Origin of the sequence: Clostridioides sp. ZZV14-6154 (assembly GCF_020657785.1) — a bacterium.
In the GTDB taxonomy this organism is placed as follows: domain Bacteria; phylum Bacillota; class Clostridia; order Peptostreptococcales; family Peptostreptococcaceae; genus Clostridioides.
Genome location: NZ_JAGWCY010000001.1, coordinates 666,204 through 684,080 on the forward strand (window position 1 = coordinate 666,204; position 17,877 = coordinate 684,080).

General features: G+C 26.2%; 14 protein-coding genes. 6 read left to right on the forward strand and 8 right to left on the reverse strand.

The genetic code is table 11. The features are described 5' to 3' along the window. Positions 1–174: 174 nt before the first annotated feature. Both KGF45_RS03425 and KGF45_RS03430 read left to right on the forward strand, forming a co-directional pair. Complete coding sequence (locus tag KGF45_RS03425; protein WP_227841852.1) at positions 175–1,623, forward strand: SAP domain-containing protein; 1,449 nt, start codon at positions 175–177, stop codon at positions 1,621–1,623. Positions 1,624–1,889: 266 nt separating this feature from the next. Beyond that, positions 1,890–3,554, forward strand: a complete 1,665-nt coding sequence (locus tag KGF45_RS03430) for a DUF4041 domain-containing protein (protein ID WP_227838828.1) — start codon at positions 1,890–1,892, stop codon at positions 3,552–3,554. 124 nt (positions 3,555–3,678) lie between these two features. Here the strand turns inward: KGF45_RS03430 and KGF45_RS03435 are convergent, their stop codons facing one another. Further along, the gene (locus KGF45_RS03435) at positions 3,679–3,837 is read right to left on the reverse strand and encodes a type I toxin-antitoxin system toxin (protein WP_227838829.1); all 159 of its coding nucleotides are present in this window, start codon (positions 3,835–3,837) and stop codon (positions 3,679–3,681) included. Positions 3,838–4,054: 217 nt separating this feature from the next. On the opposite strand from KGF45_RS03435, the gene KGF45_RS03440 reads away from it, so the two are divergent. From KGF45_RS03440 to KGF45_RS03450, 3 genes are all read left to right on the forward strand, one after another. After that, the gene (locus KGF45_RS03440) at positions 4,055–4,456 is read left to right on the forward strand and encodes a type II toxin-antitoxin system HicB family antitoxin (RefSeq protein WP_227841853.1); all 402 of its coding nucleotides are present in this window, start codon (positions 4,055–4,057) and stop codon (positions 4,454–4,456) included. A gap of 68 nt (positions 4,457–4,524) precedes the next feature. Further along, positions 4,525–5,643 (forward strand): site-specific integrase, encoded by a 1,119-nt coding sequence (locus KGF45_RS03445; RefSeq protein WP_227841854.1) that lies wholly within the window; start codon positions 4,525–4,527, stop codon positions 5,641–5,643. 242 nt (positions 5,644–5,885) lie between these two features. After that, a complete protein-coding gene (locus KGF45_RS03450) occupies positions 5,886–7,163 on the forward strand; it encodes an amidohydrolase family protein (protein ID WP_227829704.1) in 1,278 nt (425 codons plus the stop codon). Positions 7,164–7,414: 251 nt separating this feature from the next. On the opposite strand, the gene KGF45_RS03455 is transcribed toward KGF45_RS03450, so the two are convergent. From KGF45_RS03455 to KGF45_RS03475, 5 genes are all read right to left on the reverse strand, one after another. Then, entirely contained in the window at positions 7,415–8,149 is a 735-nt protein-coding gene (locus tag KGF45_RS03455) for a hypothetical protein (RefSeq protein ID WP_227829705.1), read from the reverse strand. Continuing rightward, positions 8,142–10,385: a M1 family aminopeptidase gene (locus KGF45_RS03460; protein ID WP_227829706.1), complete on the reverse strand. Its 2,244-nt coding sequence runs from the start codon at positions 10,383–10,385 to the stop codon at positions 8,142–8,144. The genes KGF45_RS03455 and KGF45_RS03460 overlap by 8 nt, the downstream gene beginning before the upstream one ends. Further along, a complete protein-coding gene (locus KGF45_RS03465; RefSeq protein WP_227829707.1) occupies positions 10,385–11,260 on the reverse strand; it encodes an ATP-binding cassette domain-containing protein in 876 nt (291 codons plus the stop codon). Before KGF45_RS03465 ends, KGF45_RS03460 begins: the two co-directional genes overlap by 1 nt. A gap of 138 nt (positions 11,261–11,398) precedes the next feature. Further along, positions 11,399–12,796, reverse strand: coding sequence for a sensor histidine kinase (locus tag KGF45_RS03470; protein ID WP_227841855.1), 1,398 nt, complete (start codon positions 12,794–12,796; stop codon positions 11,399–11,401). Positions 12,797–12,875: 79 nt separating this feature from the next. Continuing rightward, positions 12,876–13,556 carry a response regulator transcription factor gene (locus tag KGF45_RS03475; protein ID WP_227838836.1) on the reverse strand — a complete coding sequence of 227 codons (681 nt, stop codon included), beginning with the start codon at positions 13,554–13,556 and terminating at the stop codon, positions 12,876–12,878. 314 nt (positions 13,557–13,870) lie between these two features. Here KGF45_RS03475 and KGF45_RS03480 point away from each other — a divergent pair, with 314 nt between their 5' ends. Then, positions 13,871–14,188 carry a pyrimidine/purine nucleoside phosphorylase gene (locus KGF45_RS03480; protein WP_227829710.1) on the forward strand — a complete coding sequence of 106 codons (318 nt, stop codon included), beginning with the start codon at positions 13,871–13,873 and terminating at the stop codon, positions 14,186–14,188. A 94-nt stretch (positions 14,189–14,282) separates the two neighbouring features. Here KGF45_RS03480 and KGF45_RS03485 read toward each other — a convergent pair whose 3' ends face one another. Next, complete coding sequence (locus tag KGF45_RS03485) at positions 14,283–16,640, reverse strand: HAD-IC family P-type ATPase (protein WP_227841856.1); 2,358 nt, start codon at positions 16,638–16,640, stop codon at positions 14,283–14,285. A gap of 236 nt (positions 16,641–16,876) precedes the next feature. Next, entirely contained in the window at positions 16,877–17,824 is a 948-nt protein-coding gene (locus tag KGF45_RS03490; protein ID WP_227841857.1) for a DMT family transporter, read from the reverse strand. Between the last annotated feature and the right edge of the window lie 53 nt (positions 17,825–17,877).

Consider the following 17,877-nt stretch of genomic DNA (forward strand, 5'->3'; position numbering starts at 1 on the left):
CTTCGTTTTGCTTTTCATATCATATAAATATAGTATTTACTTTTTAATGCTATTTAATTACATATTTTTCCTAAATACATAGCATTTTTGTAGAAAATTTTATATACTTAAATTGTTATTATCATAAAGTAGAATACACTAGAAATTAATTAAATACAAAAGGAGTAATTTTTTATGAGCATTTTGAATCTATTTAGAAAAAATAAAAACAAAAATAATATTAATTTCAATGAAAAATCAAATAAATCAAAACAAACTTCTAATAACACTATGACATCTTCACAAGAATATAATCCTATTTCTATTCATAATGTAGAGGTAAAAAATGAAATTAACAAAGTATTGAATGTAAGTTATAATGACACAACAAATTTATATGAATTAGAAAAACAATCAAGAGAAAAATCAGATGCTTTATATAATATACATAATAATAGTGTTAATGAGTTTAACCCACAAAGCAATATATTAGAAACAGATACTAAACCACTTACATCAATAGAAAAATCTTTCTTAAAATACATAATTGGAGAAAATATATGTGAACCTTATATAGCAGCTTATTGGACATATGAATATAATATTAACTATTCATACTTAATTTCTAAGTTTTTCAATATGGATTATCTTAAGATTTCAAATTACATTGAAGACCTTACTAAATTAACAGTTTCTGAATTGAAAGAAATATTAAAATCTAATAACATTAAATCAACTGGTAAAAAGGCTGAATTAATAGAAAGGATAGAAAAAGAAATCTCACGCAAAGATTTATCTAATTTTTTTAATAGCTCCAACAAATATTATGCTTTAACAGATAAAGGAAAGGAACTGTTGAAAGATGTGCGTAAATCTGTTACTAAAAATACTGACCTAGAAGACCAGTGTTTAGAATTAATTTATATTGATAAATATGAGGAAGCATATGACTTAATTTGTAAATATGAATCCTCTAAAAATATCCAAAGAGGAATTAATATAAACTGGGAAAATCATAAAATTACACCTATGCAAATTGAGTCTTACAAAGCCATAAAGGAATTAGATATAAATTTAAAAGACACACTTTTAGATAACATAATTAAATCATCCTATATACTTTGTGATATGTTAGGAAATAACTCCAAAACTTCTCTATTAGTAAAACGTTTGGTAAGAGAAAAAATTGATAATATCGAAATTAATAATGCTATAAATAGTATAAATGATGTAATATACAATCACTCTACTATAATATATAGTGAGACTGATAGTAGTAGTAATAAAAATTTACATTATATAGATGTTGTTAAAAATAACAAATCAATACCATTCGAAGTTAATAATAAAAATTACAACTTCAAAATTAACGAAAATGAAATCTACTTTTTTAATATACTTAAAATTAAAATGTACGAAAATGAATTAAAAAATAATTTTGTCTTTGATAGAATGTCAGATGGAGCATTTAATGTATTTGATGCTTCAGACAACTTCATTGGTGAAGTTAAATTGCAAGGCAGAAAAAAATGGATAATGTACATGAAAAATGAATTTGGTTCAGAACATATTTATGGCGAATTAATTCACTTAATCGATGGTATTGATGCTTGGATTAAATATTCAAAGGAATATCTAAAATAATAAAAGAGCTACTTAAAATGATTAAAACTAATTTTAGGTGGCTTTTCCTTATGCTCAAAATACTGATAATATACTTTTATAAGAATGTTATATTATTTTTCTAATTTCTGTTAACATACCTTTATAATCCAACTTCTTTTAAATAACTACCATTTTGTTTTATTTTTACGTTTTTTTGCAAATATATGGAAATTACACATAAAATTTTATATACTTAAATTATTATTATCATAAAGTAGAACAAAAAATAAAAAAGGAGTTTTGATATGAACAATGAAAATGAACAGTTAAAAAGTGATTTACTCATCAACGATGAAAAAATCAAAAATCTTAATTTCAAGATACCCTGGTATTATTCTTTATGGACTATATCCATACTAATTCTTTCTACATTTTCAACATACTCTATATCATTTATAGTTGCAATAATATTCTTATTTAAAAGAAATAAGATAATGAAAAAACATAAAGATAGCATTAGTATACTATTATCTGATGTCGAAAAAATCAATAATAAATATATTTTATTAAATGATGAAATTAAAATGAAAGAAAAACACTTTGAAGATTTATGTGAATCAAATGAAAATAAGTTAAAAGAATTATCCAATCTATTAGACAAAAAGAAAGTTGAAATTGATAAATTTGATTCAGAAAACCAAGATAAATTTAAACTTATCGAAGAACTAAAAATAGAAAAAGAAAGACTTGATAATCTTATAAAAGATAAAAATATACTTAAAGATAATATTAATACTTTAAATTCTCATTTAGAAGAATTAAAAAATGAAAGGGAAGAGCTTAGAGATATAAACACAACTTTAAAAAATAAAAAAGAAGAGCTAAAAAGATTATCAGAAGAATTAATACAGACTGAAGATGAGGTTCTGCTTCAATCATTTGGATTATATAATCCAAAATATGATTTTGAAAACTCTGATGAGTATATGGAAAAATTAAAAGAAATAAGAGAAATGCAAAAACTATTAATAAGAAATAAAACAGGTGTAAAATATTCTGATTCTTGGACTGTTGATGGAAGCATTCAAAAAGGTAGAACTATGACTAATCAAAATATTAAAACAGCTCTTAAGCTATTCAATAGTGAATGTGACATAGCTATGTCAAAAGTTAGTTTTAAAAATATTGATTCTATAGAAAAAAGAATACGAAAAGCATTTACTGATACAAATAAATTAAATACTTCAAATAAGGTTTCTATAAAGGAAAATTATCTTAATTTAAAAATAGATGAGCTTTATTTATATTATGAATACCTTCAAATGAAGGAAGAAGAAAAAGAAGAACAAAGAGCTTTGAGAGAACAAATGAAAGAAGAAGCTCTTGTTCAAAAAGAAATAGAAAATCAAAAAAGAAAACTAAAAAAAGAAGAATTACAATTCAAAAATGAATTACTTAGACTAAAATCAACTATCCCAGAAGATGAAAATGATAAATTAGAATGGGAACAAAAAATTAATTCTATAGAAGAAAAATTAGCTTTATTATCAAAAGATTTAGATGATGTATTAAATAGAGAACAAAATACAAGGGCAGGACATGTATACATAATCTCTAATATTGGTAGTTTTGGAGAAAATGTATATAAAATAGGAGTAACTAGAAGGCTAGACCCAACCGAGAGAATAAATGAATTAAGTAGTGCATCAGTTCCTTTTAAATATGATATACATGCGACTATATTTAGTGAAGATGCACCTAAGCTAGAGTCAGCTTTACATAAAGCTTTTGATAATAAGAGAGTTAATAAGGTAAATAATAGAAAAGAATTCTTCGAAGTTACTCTTGATGAAATAAGAGCAGAAGTTGAGAAAAATTTTGATAAGACTGTGGAATATACAAAACTAGCGGAAGCACAAGAATATAGACAAACGTTAAAAATACAAGAATTAAATAATAAATTAGCTTAAATATATTCAAACAATTATAATTTAATAAAATATTATTTTTGAATATCTGTATCAATTTGTGGTATAATAAAAGCAAGAAGAACTACAATCTATTTATGGTAGAGTGGAGTTCGTAATTTGAAAATTACTTAGTTTTATGGAATCTGATTTTTAAATCAAATTCCCAACCACTCTTAGTGCCAGCTTTGAGTGGTTTTTTACGTTTTTTAAGTAAATTGCTAACTAGACAAACTATTAAACTAACAGATAGTCTTTCTAGTACACTTTGTAAAAAATTATCCATGTATATTCACCTCCCTTCTTAGCGTTGGGAGGATAATTTTTGATACATGAACTCCACTCTATAAATTGTAGGTTGCATCTTCTTGCTAAAAATATTATAACATATAATTCTTACATATTTTACCTATATATTACATTTAAATTTCTATTTTAGCTTATTCTTCTTATTTACACGTATATAAGTACGTTTTATAATATAATTGTAAGGAGTTGATAAAATGAAAAAAGATATATATGTATATCCAGCTATATTTAGCTATGATGAAGATGGTATTTCTGTAGAATTTCCTGATTTACCAGGTTGTTTTACATGTGGAGATACAACAGAAGAAGCCTTAAAAATGGCTAAAGAAGCTCTAGGACTACATCTGTATGGTATGGAAGAAGATAACAATACAATACCAAGTGCAACAACTATAGATAAATTAAACTTAGAGAAAAATCAAATACCTACTTTAATAGAAATATATATGCCGATTCACAGAAAAGCTATAGAAAATTACTCTGTTAAAAAGACTCTTACTATTCCGCAATGGCTTAACAGAGAAGCTGAGAAACATAAGGTTAATTTTTCTCAAATACTTCAAGAAGCTTTAAAAAATCATCTTAACATTCATTAGATATAATTAGAGCAGTTTAACTGCTCTTTTATATAAAACATATAAACTTATAAAGGGAGCGTACATATATGAATATCAAATCAGCTTTTATAAGAAAAAGGGGAGAAAAATTTCATGTATATGTGGAGTATATGGAAGAAGAAACTGGTAAAAAGAAACAGAAAAGTTATGGAAGTTACGAAAAGAAAAAGGATGCTGAGAAACATTTAATTGAAATAAAATCTACTATAAACAATAATAAATTTGTTGCTCCAAGCAATATTACTGTAGTTGATAGATGCGTCAAATATTTAGAAGATAAAAAAATAAATTTCTCTCCTAATACGTTAAAAAACCGAAGAGATATAATAAAAAATCAAATTCAGCCATTTTTTGATGAAATGAAATTAACAGATATTACACCTTCTATATTACAGACTTATATAAACACTATATATAATAAAACTGCATTAAACTCTGCAAAAAATATAGTAGGTTTTTTAAAAGCTGTATTAAAAGAAGCATATAGACTGAAAGAAATACAAGAAAATATATGCGAATTTATAATAACACCAAATAAAAGGGATACTACGACACACAATTTTTACACTAAAGAAGAAGCTAAATCCTTATTAGAAAAATCTAAAGATACTATTTTATCTATCCCTATTTATCTAATGTTAACGCTTGGATTACGTTTTGGAGAAACTGTAGCTCTTAGATGGTCTGATATAGAACTTGATAAGAAAACTATACATGTAAATCAAATTTTAGTATATGTTGATAGTGTTGTAAGTTTTAAAGAACCTAAAACATCGAAATCAAAAAGAACATTATCAGCACCTGATGAATTAATAAGTTTATTAAAAGAAGAAAAGCTAAAACAAAACAAATTAAAATTACAAGGAATATTAAAAAATGAATTAGACCTAGTATGTCTAAACTCAAAATTTAAACCTTGGACTCAACCAAATTTTTGTATACCTTTCAAAAGACTATTAAAAAATAATAACCTTCGACACATAAAGATACATGAATTAAGACATACAAATGCAAGCTTACTTCTTCTAGCTGGAACTAATATAAAAATAATCTCTGAAAGATTAGGACATACAGATATAAAAATAACTATGAATAGATATTCTCATATTTTAGACGAAATGGATAAAGAAGCCTCTGAAAATATAAGTAATGTTCTCTTTAAATAATGTTCAGTTTTATGTCAGTTAAATGTCAGTAATCATCATATTTTTCTTAAATGTCAGTTAAATGTCAGTTATATATATAATAATACATAATAGTAAACAACCGTATTTCACTACTATTTACTATTATTTAATAGTATTTATAACTCAGATTTGATATAATACATATGGTAAAATTTTAATCAATAAAGCCTATATATTACTTATATATTAAAGTTAACAAATTTAAAACTAAGGAGAGCTATATGTTAAAAGCAATAAAAGGAAATATAATTTTTACAAAGACCTCAGATACTTTTACAGTATTTGAAAATAGCTACATTATACTAAACAAGGGCAAAGTAAAAGGTGTCTTTAAAGATATCCCTAAAGAATATAAAAATTTAGAAATCATAGACTACACTGATAAACTTATAATACCTGGTATGAACGACCTTCATTGTCATGCACCCCAATTTAGAAATTTAGGCATGGCTATGGATAAAGAACTTATACCATGGCTTGAAACTTATACATTCCCAGAAGAATCAAAGTATATAGATATAGAATATGCTACAAAGATGTATAAAAAATTTGTAAAAGAAGTCTGGAAAGCAGGTACTACTAGAATAGCTGTATTTGCAACAGTACATAAAAAAGCTTCTATGAAACTTATGGATATTTTTAAAGAAGTTGGTCTTGGAGCATATGTTGGTAAAGTAAATATGAACATGAATTGTCCTGACACTCTACTAGAAAATACGGAGGATTCTATCAACGATACAGAAGAAATAATAAGCAAATACAATGACATAAATTCTATTGTAAAACCAATTATAACGCCTAGATTTATACCTAGTTGTACAAGTAAACTTTTAAAAGAATTAGGCGATTTATGTTTAAAATATAATGTTCCTATACAATCACATTTATCTGAAAATCATGATGAAATTGAATGGGTTAAAAGTTTAGAACCTGAATCTAAATTTTATGGAGATGCCTATAATAGATACAATTTATTTGGTCAAACCCCTACATTAATGGCTCATTGTATTCACTGCTCTCAAGAAGAAATAGATTTAATGAAAGAAAATGAGGTTATGGCTGTTCATTGTCCTGCTTCTAATTTTAATGTTGGTAGTGGAGCTATGCCTATTAGAAAATTACTTGATAATAATATTAAACTAGCCCTTGGTTCTGATATAAGTGGTGGCCATACACTATCAATATTTAAGGCAATAGTATCTGCAATACAGTTATCAAAATTATACTGGGTAAATTCTAATAAGAAATGCAATTTTCTATCTTTATCTGAAGCCTTTTATATTGCAACTAAAGGTGGAGGAAGTTTTTTTGGAAATGTTGGTAGTTTTGAAGAAGACTACGATTTTGATGCATTAATTATTGATGATTCAGATTTAAATCATGACAATTATTCTATACCTGAAAGACTTGAAAGATTTATATATGTTGGTGATGACAGAAATATCATTCATAGATATGTATGTGGAAAATTAATTGAAGAACCTAATATAGAATTATAATAAAAATTTTGATTATATAGAATTTGTTTAATTTATATAACTATAACTAGTAAAAGAGTATATTTTGAACCTAAAAAACTATAGGTTAAAATATACTCTTTTTCTTTAATCTATTTATAACTTTAGTAATTATATCATATTTCCCTTAATATAATCCCCTATTCACATCTTAGATTATCTATATACATCCAAATATTAAAAAAATAATTATGATTTTATAGAACTAATCAATTTTTTCTTTGTAAGCATTTTTAAACTTTATTTTTACTTTTGTTGTATGCTTTACATACACTAACTATTAAGAGTATACCTATAACTCCAAGTGATATTCTACTGATTACAAATCCCTGTGGAATATTAAATGCAAGATTCCCCATCATATCTGCAACTTTACTCTCCAGTATAGAGTTTACTAGACTCTTACCAGATATAATAGATAGTGCACCAGAATTTGTTATAAGAAATATTATTGGAATAAAAATATATAGTAAATTTCCATTTATATTACCAATAAACATACCCATCCCTAATACAAATAATACAGATGGTATTAAAATAAGAAATATAGGCTGTACAAACTGACCAAAGTTATTGAATTGAAATACTCTATTGTAAAAAATAAAACTTATCGCAATTACAATTGCAACTGTTAGAAGATATCCAACTGCTATTGTAATACTTTTTAAGCAAAAATATGTTGTAGGCTTTATCTTAGTTGTCATAGTAATTGTCCTTACTGCTTCTTCTTTTTTTGAAAATATATATGTACAAAACATAAGAACTATAACTAGTAAAAATGGATTTACATCAAGTAAAAAACTTGAATAGCTCCACTCTGAAAATGGTGCTGTATCATTTAAACCATAGATTGTTTTTGTCTTAAGAACATTGTAGGAGAACCATCCTGTTATTAATAGTAAAACTAAATACACCTTAGAAAATAATAGTCTCTTCATTTCATATTTCATTATTTTTAAATTATTCAAGATTCAATTCCTCCCCTGTAAGATTACAAGCTTTTAAGAAATCATCATATTTTAATATATTGTACTTGTATTTATCATATAAACTTTTGAGAATAGTTTCAAATTTATCTTGACCTAAAATCTCTTCCGCCTTTAAAAGTTGTAGTGGCATTTTGTTGTAAAGAAGTCTCATAGAATTAGGTGATAAAATATTGAATACATAGTTCTCAGGTAACTTTTCTAGATATTGTGGATTATTCATATAGAAATTCCTATTAAGTTTATCATTTTCTTTTTTCCAATTATCTATAGTTTTTTTACTATACTCTTTTCCATATTCATACTCCATAAACTTATTAGTCGCATAATTTGTTATACCTTCTGCTGACCAAGGTGATACCATTGGATCAACTTGTACTATAATTCCCCACCATTGATGACATATTTCATGTGCCAAAACTTCAGCCCCATTACTACCTTCTCCTATACTATTTTCAAATACACCTGGGTTGAAAATACTTTCATCCATATAACTTATATTCTCATATGCTTTTCCTCCAGTCCCAATGCTTGATGTAGCTCCTCCTTCTACTAACTTAAGTGGAATAACTTTATAACGCTCTAATTCTCCATATTGCTTCATATAAAAAGCAATAGAATCTTTTATAATTTTCTCTGCATTCATTTTGTTTATCTTGTCTTCATTCTTTCTATTATAATAAAACTGTACCTTAATCCCACCTGCTTGTATATCTTTTTTTACATAGTCCGCAGCTATTATAGTTAATTTAGTTCCTTGTGTATTGAATTTCCATGTACATTCATTATTCTTTTTATCAACTTTTAGCTTTTCTGTACTTATTCCACTTATTACAGGTGTTATACCTGTAGGTAAAGTGATGTTACCGTGAATCATTGATTCCATTGTATTCATAACATCAATTTTAGGTTCTGGGTATATTGAGCTACCAACTATCTTAATATTCTCTTCACTTATTATATATCCTGAAAGAATTTCTTCTAGCAATTGATTATTTATTAATTTACCTCCATACTCAATTTCAATTTTAAGATTTTTTTCTTTAGTTGTATCTAAACTAATTCGTCCTTCTGGTTGCTTCTTTTTAGAGATATCAAATTTAGCTTTTTTACCATTTATCTTGATATCTTTAACATTGTATCCAGGATTTAAATCAAATTTCAATTTTTGTTCTTTACCACTATTATTTTCCATAGTATATTCTATTTTCCCATCCAAGCTTGCCTTCTTAGGATTTATTTTTATATCAAGATTTGAATCAATTAATTTTATATCCTTATTTAACTTTTCATCCTCTTTAGTAGCCATAACTACACCTGAACCAGATTTCTTATCTACTACATTCTCCATTTTAGTTGGAGGACTATCATCATAATACGGTTCTAATGCATATATACTATAAGAACTAGCAATTAACACTACAGTTAAAATTGATATTGATACTTTCTTCATATTAAACATCATAGATGAAAAGATATTTTTTTCATATTTTCTTGTGCATATTACACCCATTAAATAAGTTGATATTGACACGAAACTCCAAAGCAGTCTATTCCAATATAAAGCTCTTAATTGCAAGGCATTTCCAAAACTAGAAGAGTAAATAGTTACCTTTGTCTGTACCCAATCAATAAGATAACTATCTTTTACATTTATAGATAAAAATATTAGTATAAGTAACATAATTATACTTAAATCAATGCGTCTTGTTATAGAGTAAAATCCAGCTGAAAGTAAAATACCAAATAATATAGCTGGTAACATTAAAACTAAGTAATTTATCAGATAAATATTTAAACTAAAATCCTCACTCATCTTAATGATAGAGTATGGTAGACAGATAATCATTGAAATTATTACAGATACTATAGCTGATACAAGAATAGAAATTACCTTAGCTAGATTTAAACTTTTGGCATCCATGATAGTTTCTATAATCCCATTAGTTTTGTTTCTGTAGACATTATCCATCTCATATATTGTAAACATCGAAAATAAGACTGTGCCTATTAAAGCCCCTAGTTTTGCTGGATTAAGTAAAACAGGTACACTCAAACTAAGCTCTTGTCCTAAATTACTTTGTAGTAATAATTCAGGCATTTCATACATTATTATTGATAAACCTGGTATCAATGCTATTACTAATATGAAAGTCCATGTAATCTTTGAACTAAAAAGCCTCTTTATCTCATCTTTGATAAATTTAATTGATTGCATTACTTTATCTCCTCCTCAGATATTAAAAACATATATGCATCCTCTAGGGATGGTTCTACAGATATTGCAAAATCTGGAAGTTTATGACTTACAATACGATATGAAGTTCCTGTTGTGGTAAGAATACTTGATGTAACTTTAAATTTGCTTTTTCCATTTTTATGTATTTCTCCATTTTTATCTTCATAAATACCAACATGTCCTTGTGCTTTTTTAATTAACTCTTCTGAGCTTCCATCAAACAGTACATTTCCTTTATTTATCACGATTAGTCTATTACATACTGACTGAACATCCTCTATAATATGTGTCGACAATATTACAATTTTATCTCTTGAATTTTTTGAAAATAAGTTACGGAAGTTTATTCTCTCCTCAGGGTCTAATCCAACTGTAGGTTCATCCAGTATTAATAGTCCTGGATTTCCCATTATTGCTTGGGCTATACCTACTCTCTGTTTTTGTCCCCCTGACAGGGTTTTAATTTTTGAGTTTCTTTTTTCTAATAAATTGGTCTGATTAATAACTTCTTCTATTATCTTTTTTGTGTTTTTATTAATACCTTTTAAAATTGACATATATTCGAGGAATTGATACACTGTCAATTCATCATATAATCCAAATTCTTGTGGTAAATATCCTAATTTACTTTTTAACTCTGTCTCACACTGTTGAAGAGGTTTCCCATTTACTAAAATCTGACCTGAAGTTTGTAATATTCTTGAAGTTAGTAGCTTCATTAAAGTGCTTTTTCCTGCTCCATTTGGACCCAATAAGCCTATAAAATTTGGACTTTCAAGACTCATATTTATATTTTTTAGTGCTTCCTTCCCTGCTTTATAAGTCATATTTAAATTTTTAACATCGATTTTCATATTTCACTCACCTTTCATATTTTTAGTTTCTTATTACATTTTTTATTATATAAATGAAGTATGTAGTTAATATGTTCTTACCTTGTTTTTTATATGGCACCTAAATACTTTTTAAATACATGTTTATAAATAAAATATTTACTGCAATGTATTTTTTAATGCGATAGGAAATATAGCTGTAAATTTTACACCCACTGATGTATTTTCAATTTTATATTTAACCTTGTGCATATCAAATATAATTTTAATAATATACAATCCTAAACCACTTCCGCCAGATTGTCTACTTCGTGACTTATCTACACGATAAAAAGGATTAAAAATATTTTCTATCTCAGATTCTTCTATAAATGTATTTGAATTCTCAACCTCAAAAACTCCACATTCATTATTCTTATACAATTTTATATTTACCAAAGCACCGTTTTTTGAGTGCTTAATTGAATTGTTAATAATATTAGAAATAGCTTTTTTCATCAATTTTATATCTACAAAAGAGTATAAATTTTTTTCTATATCACTAAGAATATCTATATTCTTATTTTCTGCTAATATTAAGTAATTTTGTATTGATTTTTGTATTAATGAACTCATATTGATTTCTACTGTATTTAATTTAAATCCAGATGACTCCATACGAGAAATATCAAGAATTTCACGTACCATTTCTTCCATGCTTTCCATTACCTTAAGTGAATGTCTTAAATAAGTATCTCTATCCTTATACATGCCAATATTATATATCATGCCTTCAAGTTGACCTTTTATAATCGTAATTGGCGTTTTTAGCTCATGAGATACCGCTGCAAAAAAAGCTCTTCTACTTATTTCGTTCTTTCTTTCCTTTTCAATATCTTCTTGAAGCTTTGAATTTGCATGTTCAAGATTATTAAGTGTAATTGATAAATTATGTGCAAGTTCATTTAAACTTAAAGCAAGAGAACCTATTTCATCGTGACTTTCTACATCACATCTAACATCTAAATTCATCTGTGCAATTTTTTTTGAGGTGTTACTTATCTTGACAACAGGTTTTGTAATTACTCTGGAATAAATAAATGCAGTAACTAGTGATATTATCAAAATCATTATTGCGACTACTGGTATCAATTTTAATAAAATTATAGAAGCTTCATCAACTACCATCAATTTTGGTACAACAGAGAGAATATATTTATCTGAACTATCTTTAAATGTAATCTCAGTGGATATAGCACTTACATAGCTACTTCCCGAAATTTGATTATTATTTAAGTACTTATATAAAAAATTATCTTCATTGAATATAGCTTTTTGCTTCTTATTTGATATAATATTTTCATCACCTAATTTACCATACTTTATATTAGATGGTATTTCTACTAATTTTCCATTTTTCACTAAATCAATAGACACATTATTTTCAATTATAAAATCATAAAATTTAGGTGCTGAATCCTCATATTTAGTATTCTCAATAACTTTAACAAATTCATCAAGATTTTTTTTGATATCATCGGTTAGGTATGATTTATATGTTTTGGGCATTGACATCATGATAAATATATAAATTAGCGTACAGGACAAAATAAGTATCAAGGTTGTACTTAAAAAAACTTTTCTATTTAGACTTTTCTTAATCCAATACATCAATCCTATATCCTACCCCTCTTATTGTTTCTATGTAATCCACATCAAGTTTTTTTCTAAGATTTTTTATATGTGTATCTACAACCCTTTCATCTCCTAAAAAATCATACTTCCACAGGCTATTTATTAAATTTTCTCTAGTAAGTACACGACCCTTGTGTTCTATTAATTCTTTTAGAACTTCAAATTCTCTAGCAGTCAATTCAATCTTTTTACCATTAACAAAAACTTTATATCCTTCAACATCAATATTGATATCTCTATATAATAAAAATTCCCTATCTTCATGATTTTCTTCTTTGTCACCGATTCTTCTTAATACTGCCTCTACTCTTTTTAGAAGAACAATTGTAGAAAAGGGCTTTGTAATATAATCATCCACTTTTAATTCAAATCCTTTTACTTGGTCTGTTTCTTCATCCAATGCTGTAAGTATAATAATTGGAATATTAGATTCATTTCTTATCATTTCACAAACTACAAAACCGTCTATCTTTGGCATCAAAATATCCAATAAAATCAAATCAAATTGTTGTTTTTTAAACTTCTCAATCCCATCAAGACCATCATTTGCTGTTATAATAGTATAACCTGCATTTTCTAAAAATGTTTTTATTATATTTTGGATATCTATATCGTCTTCTATGACCAATATTCTCTTTGACAAGTTTATCCTCTCTTTCTATAACTATAAACTTTAGGTTGTATAATATATATTTAGATTATACATTATCTTTATGTTTTTAATGTGTAGCATAAGGCAATTCTCATAAACTCCTCTCCTATTATATATTGGTAAAATTGTCAGTTCAATATAATATTTCTATGAAATTTTTACCATTTATTATTTTAAAGATATTCTCTTATTTTATTTTTATTAATTTTTTTTAGAAATACTAAATTTTATTTGTAAATATATAGTAATTTTTACATTATTCTTATATAATATATATGAATAAATAATTTTGGAGGACTTGTCTAATGAGTGAATTTAAAAATGTTAATGCAGTGAAAAAAGCAAACGTTTATTTTGATGGTAAGGTAAGTAGTAGAGTACTAATATTTCCTAATGGCGAAAGAAAAACTTTAGGATTGATGTTACCTGGAGAGTACACTTTTTCTACTAGAGAAGAAGAAATAATGGAAATGCTTGCTGGAAGCATGGATGTAAAACTGCCTGGAAGCAATGAGTTTGTAACATATACAGAAGGTCAAAAATTTAATGTTCCTTCTGATTCAAGCTTTGATTTAAAAGTAACTGAAGTTGTTGACTATTGCTGTTCATACATAGCTGATTAATAAATATACATGATATTCTTATATAAAATTTAATGTAAATAAAAAAAGAACAACTCTATTTAATATTAAGTTGCTCTTTTTTATATTATTCAAGTCAGTTTAAATCTGGAGCTATTGTGTCTAGTATCTCATCTAATACAAATAACATAACTTTTATCATAATTGGCATTAATACCGCTAATACCATAGTTATAAGGATTAGCTCTTTACTTAGAGCTACAAAGGAGAATAGTCCACCTAAAAATAGAATACCAATAACAAATGATATAGTCATGCTTACAATTAAAAATAATCTTTCTTTATTAAATGGCAAGCATTGCTGTCTTAATATCAAAAGACCACATATACCAGTTAATATAGCACACATTGTAGAAAATACACTTGAACTATAACCTAAATATTCGACTATATTGTAAACAATAATTACATTTAATGTTACACATAGTGCTCCTGGTAAAGCATTTTTTAATATATTAAGCAAGAAATTTCCTGAAATTCTACTTCTATTTGCCTCAAGAGCTAAAAAGAATGATGGTATACCTACTGTTACAGCTCCAATCAAGGATAATTGAATTGGTACAAATGGATATTGTCTACTAAAGAAAAATAATGTTAATAATGACAAGAAGAATGAAAATATTGTCTTTACTAAAAACAAAGAAGATGCTCTTTGAATATTATTGATTACCTTTCTTCCTTCCATAACAACCTTTGGCATGGATGCAAAGTTTGAATCTAATAAAACTAAATTAGAAACATTTTTGGTAGCATCACTTCCAGATGCCATAGCAATACTACAGTCAGCTTCTTTAAGTGCTAACACATCATTTACACCATCTCCTGTCATTGCTACTGTACGATTTTGTTGTTTTAATGCTATAATCATTTGTTTCTTTTGTTGTGGGCTTACTCTTCCAAAAACACTATATTTATCAACAGCATCATATATGTCTTTATCATTTTTAAATGTTGTTGCATCAATAAATCTATTAGCTGTTTTAAGACCTGCTTTTCTTGCTACTTCACTTACTGTTATAGGATTATCTCCAGATATAATTTTTATATCTACACCTTCATTATAAAAAAATTCTAAAGTTTCCTTGGCCTCATCCCTAATTTTATCTAATATCAGTATAAAAGCAAGCGGTTTTATATCTTCAGGTATATTATGCTCTTCCATATAAGAGTTACTATGAGCTAAAGCTATTACTCTATTTCCTGCTTTAGAATATTTTTCAATCTCTATTTTTAAGTCTTTATATCTATCTTTAAAAATAAACTCAAAAGCTCCTATTAAGTATGTACCTTCATTTTCAAAAACAACACCACTGTATTTTCTTGCTGATGAGAATGGAATTAAATTTTTTACTTTATATGTATCTGAAATATCATATTTATCTCTTATAGCATTTAATGTTGCATTGTCATCTTTAAGAGAATTACACAAATTTCCCATTATCTCGTTTATATCAACTTTTTCAAGCATTACTACATCATCAACTTGCATTTTACCCTCTGTAATTGTACCTGTTTTATCAAGACATAATGTGTCAACTCTAGCAAGAGTCTCTACACAATATAATTCTTGAACTAAAGTCTTGTGACTTGCAAGCTTTATTGTCCCAACAGCTAAAGCAATACTTGTAAGTAGCGTTAATCCTTCTGGTATCATTCCATTTACAGCTGCCACAGTACCTACTACAGATGTTGCTATAGAATCTCCATTTCCAAAATGTTGTTTTACAAACAATATAATTCCTAAAGGAATAATTATTACACCAACAACTTTTAATATTACATTTAATGAATTTCTAAGTTGAGAATTGTGTTTCTTGGAAATTTTAGCATCATTAGCTATCTTATTTGCATAGTTATCTTTTCCTATGTTTTCAACTTTTACAAATGCCTCTCCAGAAACTACAAAACTACCAGAATATAAAAAATCGCCTTTGTTTTTTACAATAATATCAGATTCTCCTGTGATTAGAGATTCATTTATCTCTAACTTTCCTTCTAAGACTTTTGAATCTGCACAGATTTGATTTCCTGTTTTTAAAATCATAATATCATCTAGCACTAATTCCTGAACATCAATCTCTCTTTTCTCTTTTTCCCTTATAACAGATACTTTGCTTGATACTATAACAGATAGATTGTCCAACAATCTTTTTGCTCTTATTTCTTGAATAACACCAATAATAGTATTAATTACAGCAATAAATATAAATAAGGTATTTTTAAAAGAGCCAACTGAAACTAGCAAACAAACTAAAACAATATTTATAAGATTAAAAAGTGTAAATATATTATCTTTAAAAATTTGCTTGTATGTTTTAGTTTTTCCATTGTCAAATACATTAATTAAATTATCATCTATTCTACTTTGAAGTTGTTCACTGTTTAATCCAACATTTATATCACAATTATATCTTTTTAGGTTAACTTTATCCATATTATACTCCTTTCAACTTAACTTTTTCTTTAACATTAATATCTATAAATATATTGTAAAATTCTAATTTAGTTTAATATATCTTATTATAGTTTATATAATAAAACATAAATCTAAAGATTTAAATATCATAATTCTTAAGATTTCCTAAATTTTTTATGAATTTCGATATATTTTTATTAAGTTTAAATTAAGTTAAAAGAATAAGTAGATTTATTATATCCTATAAAATAAAACTACTCTGTATATTCAGTTTCCAAATCTTCACATTTTTCTTTACCATATATAACCATTCCTATAATTGAAATTATTATAAGCACACTTCCTACAATACTATAAAGATTGAACTCTTCATTCAGTAGAAATACTCCTGCAAATATAGATACCACTGTAGCTATGTTTGATAATATTGATGATTTTACAGCCTCTAGTTTAGACCTTGAGTAGTTATTTAAAAACATAGCTAACAAAGAACACCCCATACCCAAATAAACTATTGGAAATACAATCTCCATATTAAATAATCCTTTTGCATATTCTATTAGACTCCCTGATATCAATTCACCACCAACAGATATTGATGTAAATGATATTGTTCCAATTAGTTGCATTGCTGCTGTTATTTCAATTGGTGTAAATTCGCTTTTAGATAATTTTCTTACATATACACCATATGCACCAGCACAAATTACTGCCCCAAGTATCATTATTCTTCCAAGCATGCTACTTGTTTGATTCCCTGTATTTTGTAAGTTTACTATTATAACTCCAAAAACTGCAATTGCGATGCACACTACTTGTTTCAAGTTCATTTTTTCATTTAAAAATATAATTCCCATAATTCCTGTAACTACTGGTATCATAGATATCATAACACCAACTTCTGATGTAGATGTATACTTAACTCCAAGTGTCTCAAGCATAAAATATAGAAATGGTTGAAACATACATAAAATCAAAAGTGATTTAATATCTTTACCTTTAAAGTTTAAGCTTATAAATTTAAACTTATATAATGCTATTACTGCTATCAATCCAATTGTAAATCTTAATGATAATACTGTAAAAACCTTATTGTCAACCAAATTTAATACTGTCTTAGTAAAATAAAAAGAAAAACCAAATAGAATATTTGCCAATACCCCTAAAGTATAACCTTTTGTTACATCACTTACCTTGTTCATAAATTTAACATCCTCACATTTTCTAATAATATATAAAAAACTTTAACAGTACA

Coding starts and splice junctions, on each gene's coding strand:
- KGF45_RS03425 (WP_227841852.1), top strand. CDS start 175: ATGAGCATTTTGAATCTATTTAGAAAAAATAAAAACAAAAATAATATT.
- KGF45_RS03430 (WP_227838828.1), top strand. CDS start 1,890: ATGAACAATGAAAATGAACAGTTAAAAAGTGATTTACTCATCAACGAT.
- KGF45_RS03435 (WP_227838829.1), bottom strand. CDS start 3,837: ATGGATAATTTTTTACAAAGTGTACTAGAAAGACTATCTGTTAGTTTA.
- KGF45_RS03440 (WP_227841853.1), top strand. CDS start 4,055: ATGAAAAAAGATATATATGTATATCCAGCTATATTTAGCTATGATGAA.
- KGF45_RS03445 (WP_227841854.1), top strand. CDS start 4,525: ATGAATATCAAATCAGCTTTTATAAGAAAAAGGGGAGAAAAATTTCAT.
- KGF45_RS03450 (WP_227829704.1), top strand. CDS start 5,886: ATGTTAAAAGCAATAAAAGGAAATATAATTTTTACAAAGACCTCAGAT.
- KGF45_RS03460 (WP_227829706.1), bottom strand. CDS start 10,385: ATGCAATCAATTAAATTTATCAAAGATGAGATAAAGAGGCTTTTTAGT.
- KGF45_RS03465 (WP_227829707.1), bottom strand. CDS start 11,260: ATGAAAATCGATGTTAAAAATTTAAATATGACTTATAAAGCAGGGAAG.
- KGF45_RS03470 (WP_227841855.1), bottom strand. CDS start 12,796: ATGATGTCAATGCCCAAAACATATAAATCATACCTAACCGATGATATC.
- KGF45_RS03480 (WP_227829710.1), top strand. CDS start 13,871: ATGAGTGAATTTAAAAATGTTAATGCAGTGAAAAAAGCAAACGTTTAT.
- KGF45_RS03485 (WP_227841856.1), bottom strand. CDS start 16,640: ATGGATAAAGTTAACCTAAAAAGATATAATTGTGATATAAATGTTGGA.
- KGF45_RS03490 (WP_227841857.1), bottom strand. CDS start 17,824: ATGAACAAGGTAAGTGATGTAACAAAAGGTTATACTTTAGGGGTATTG.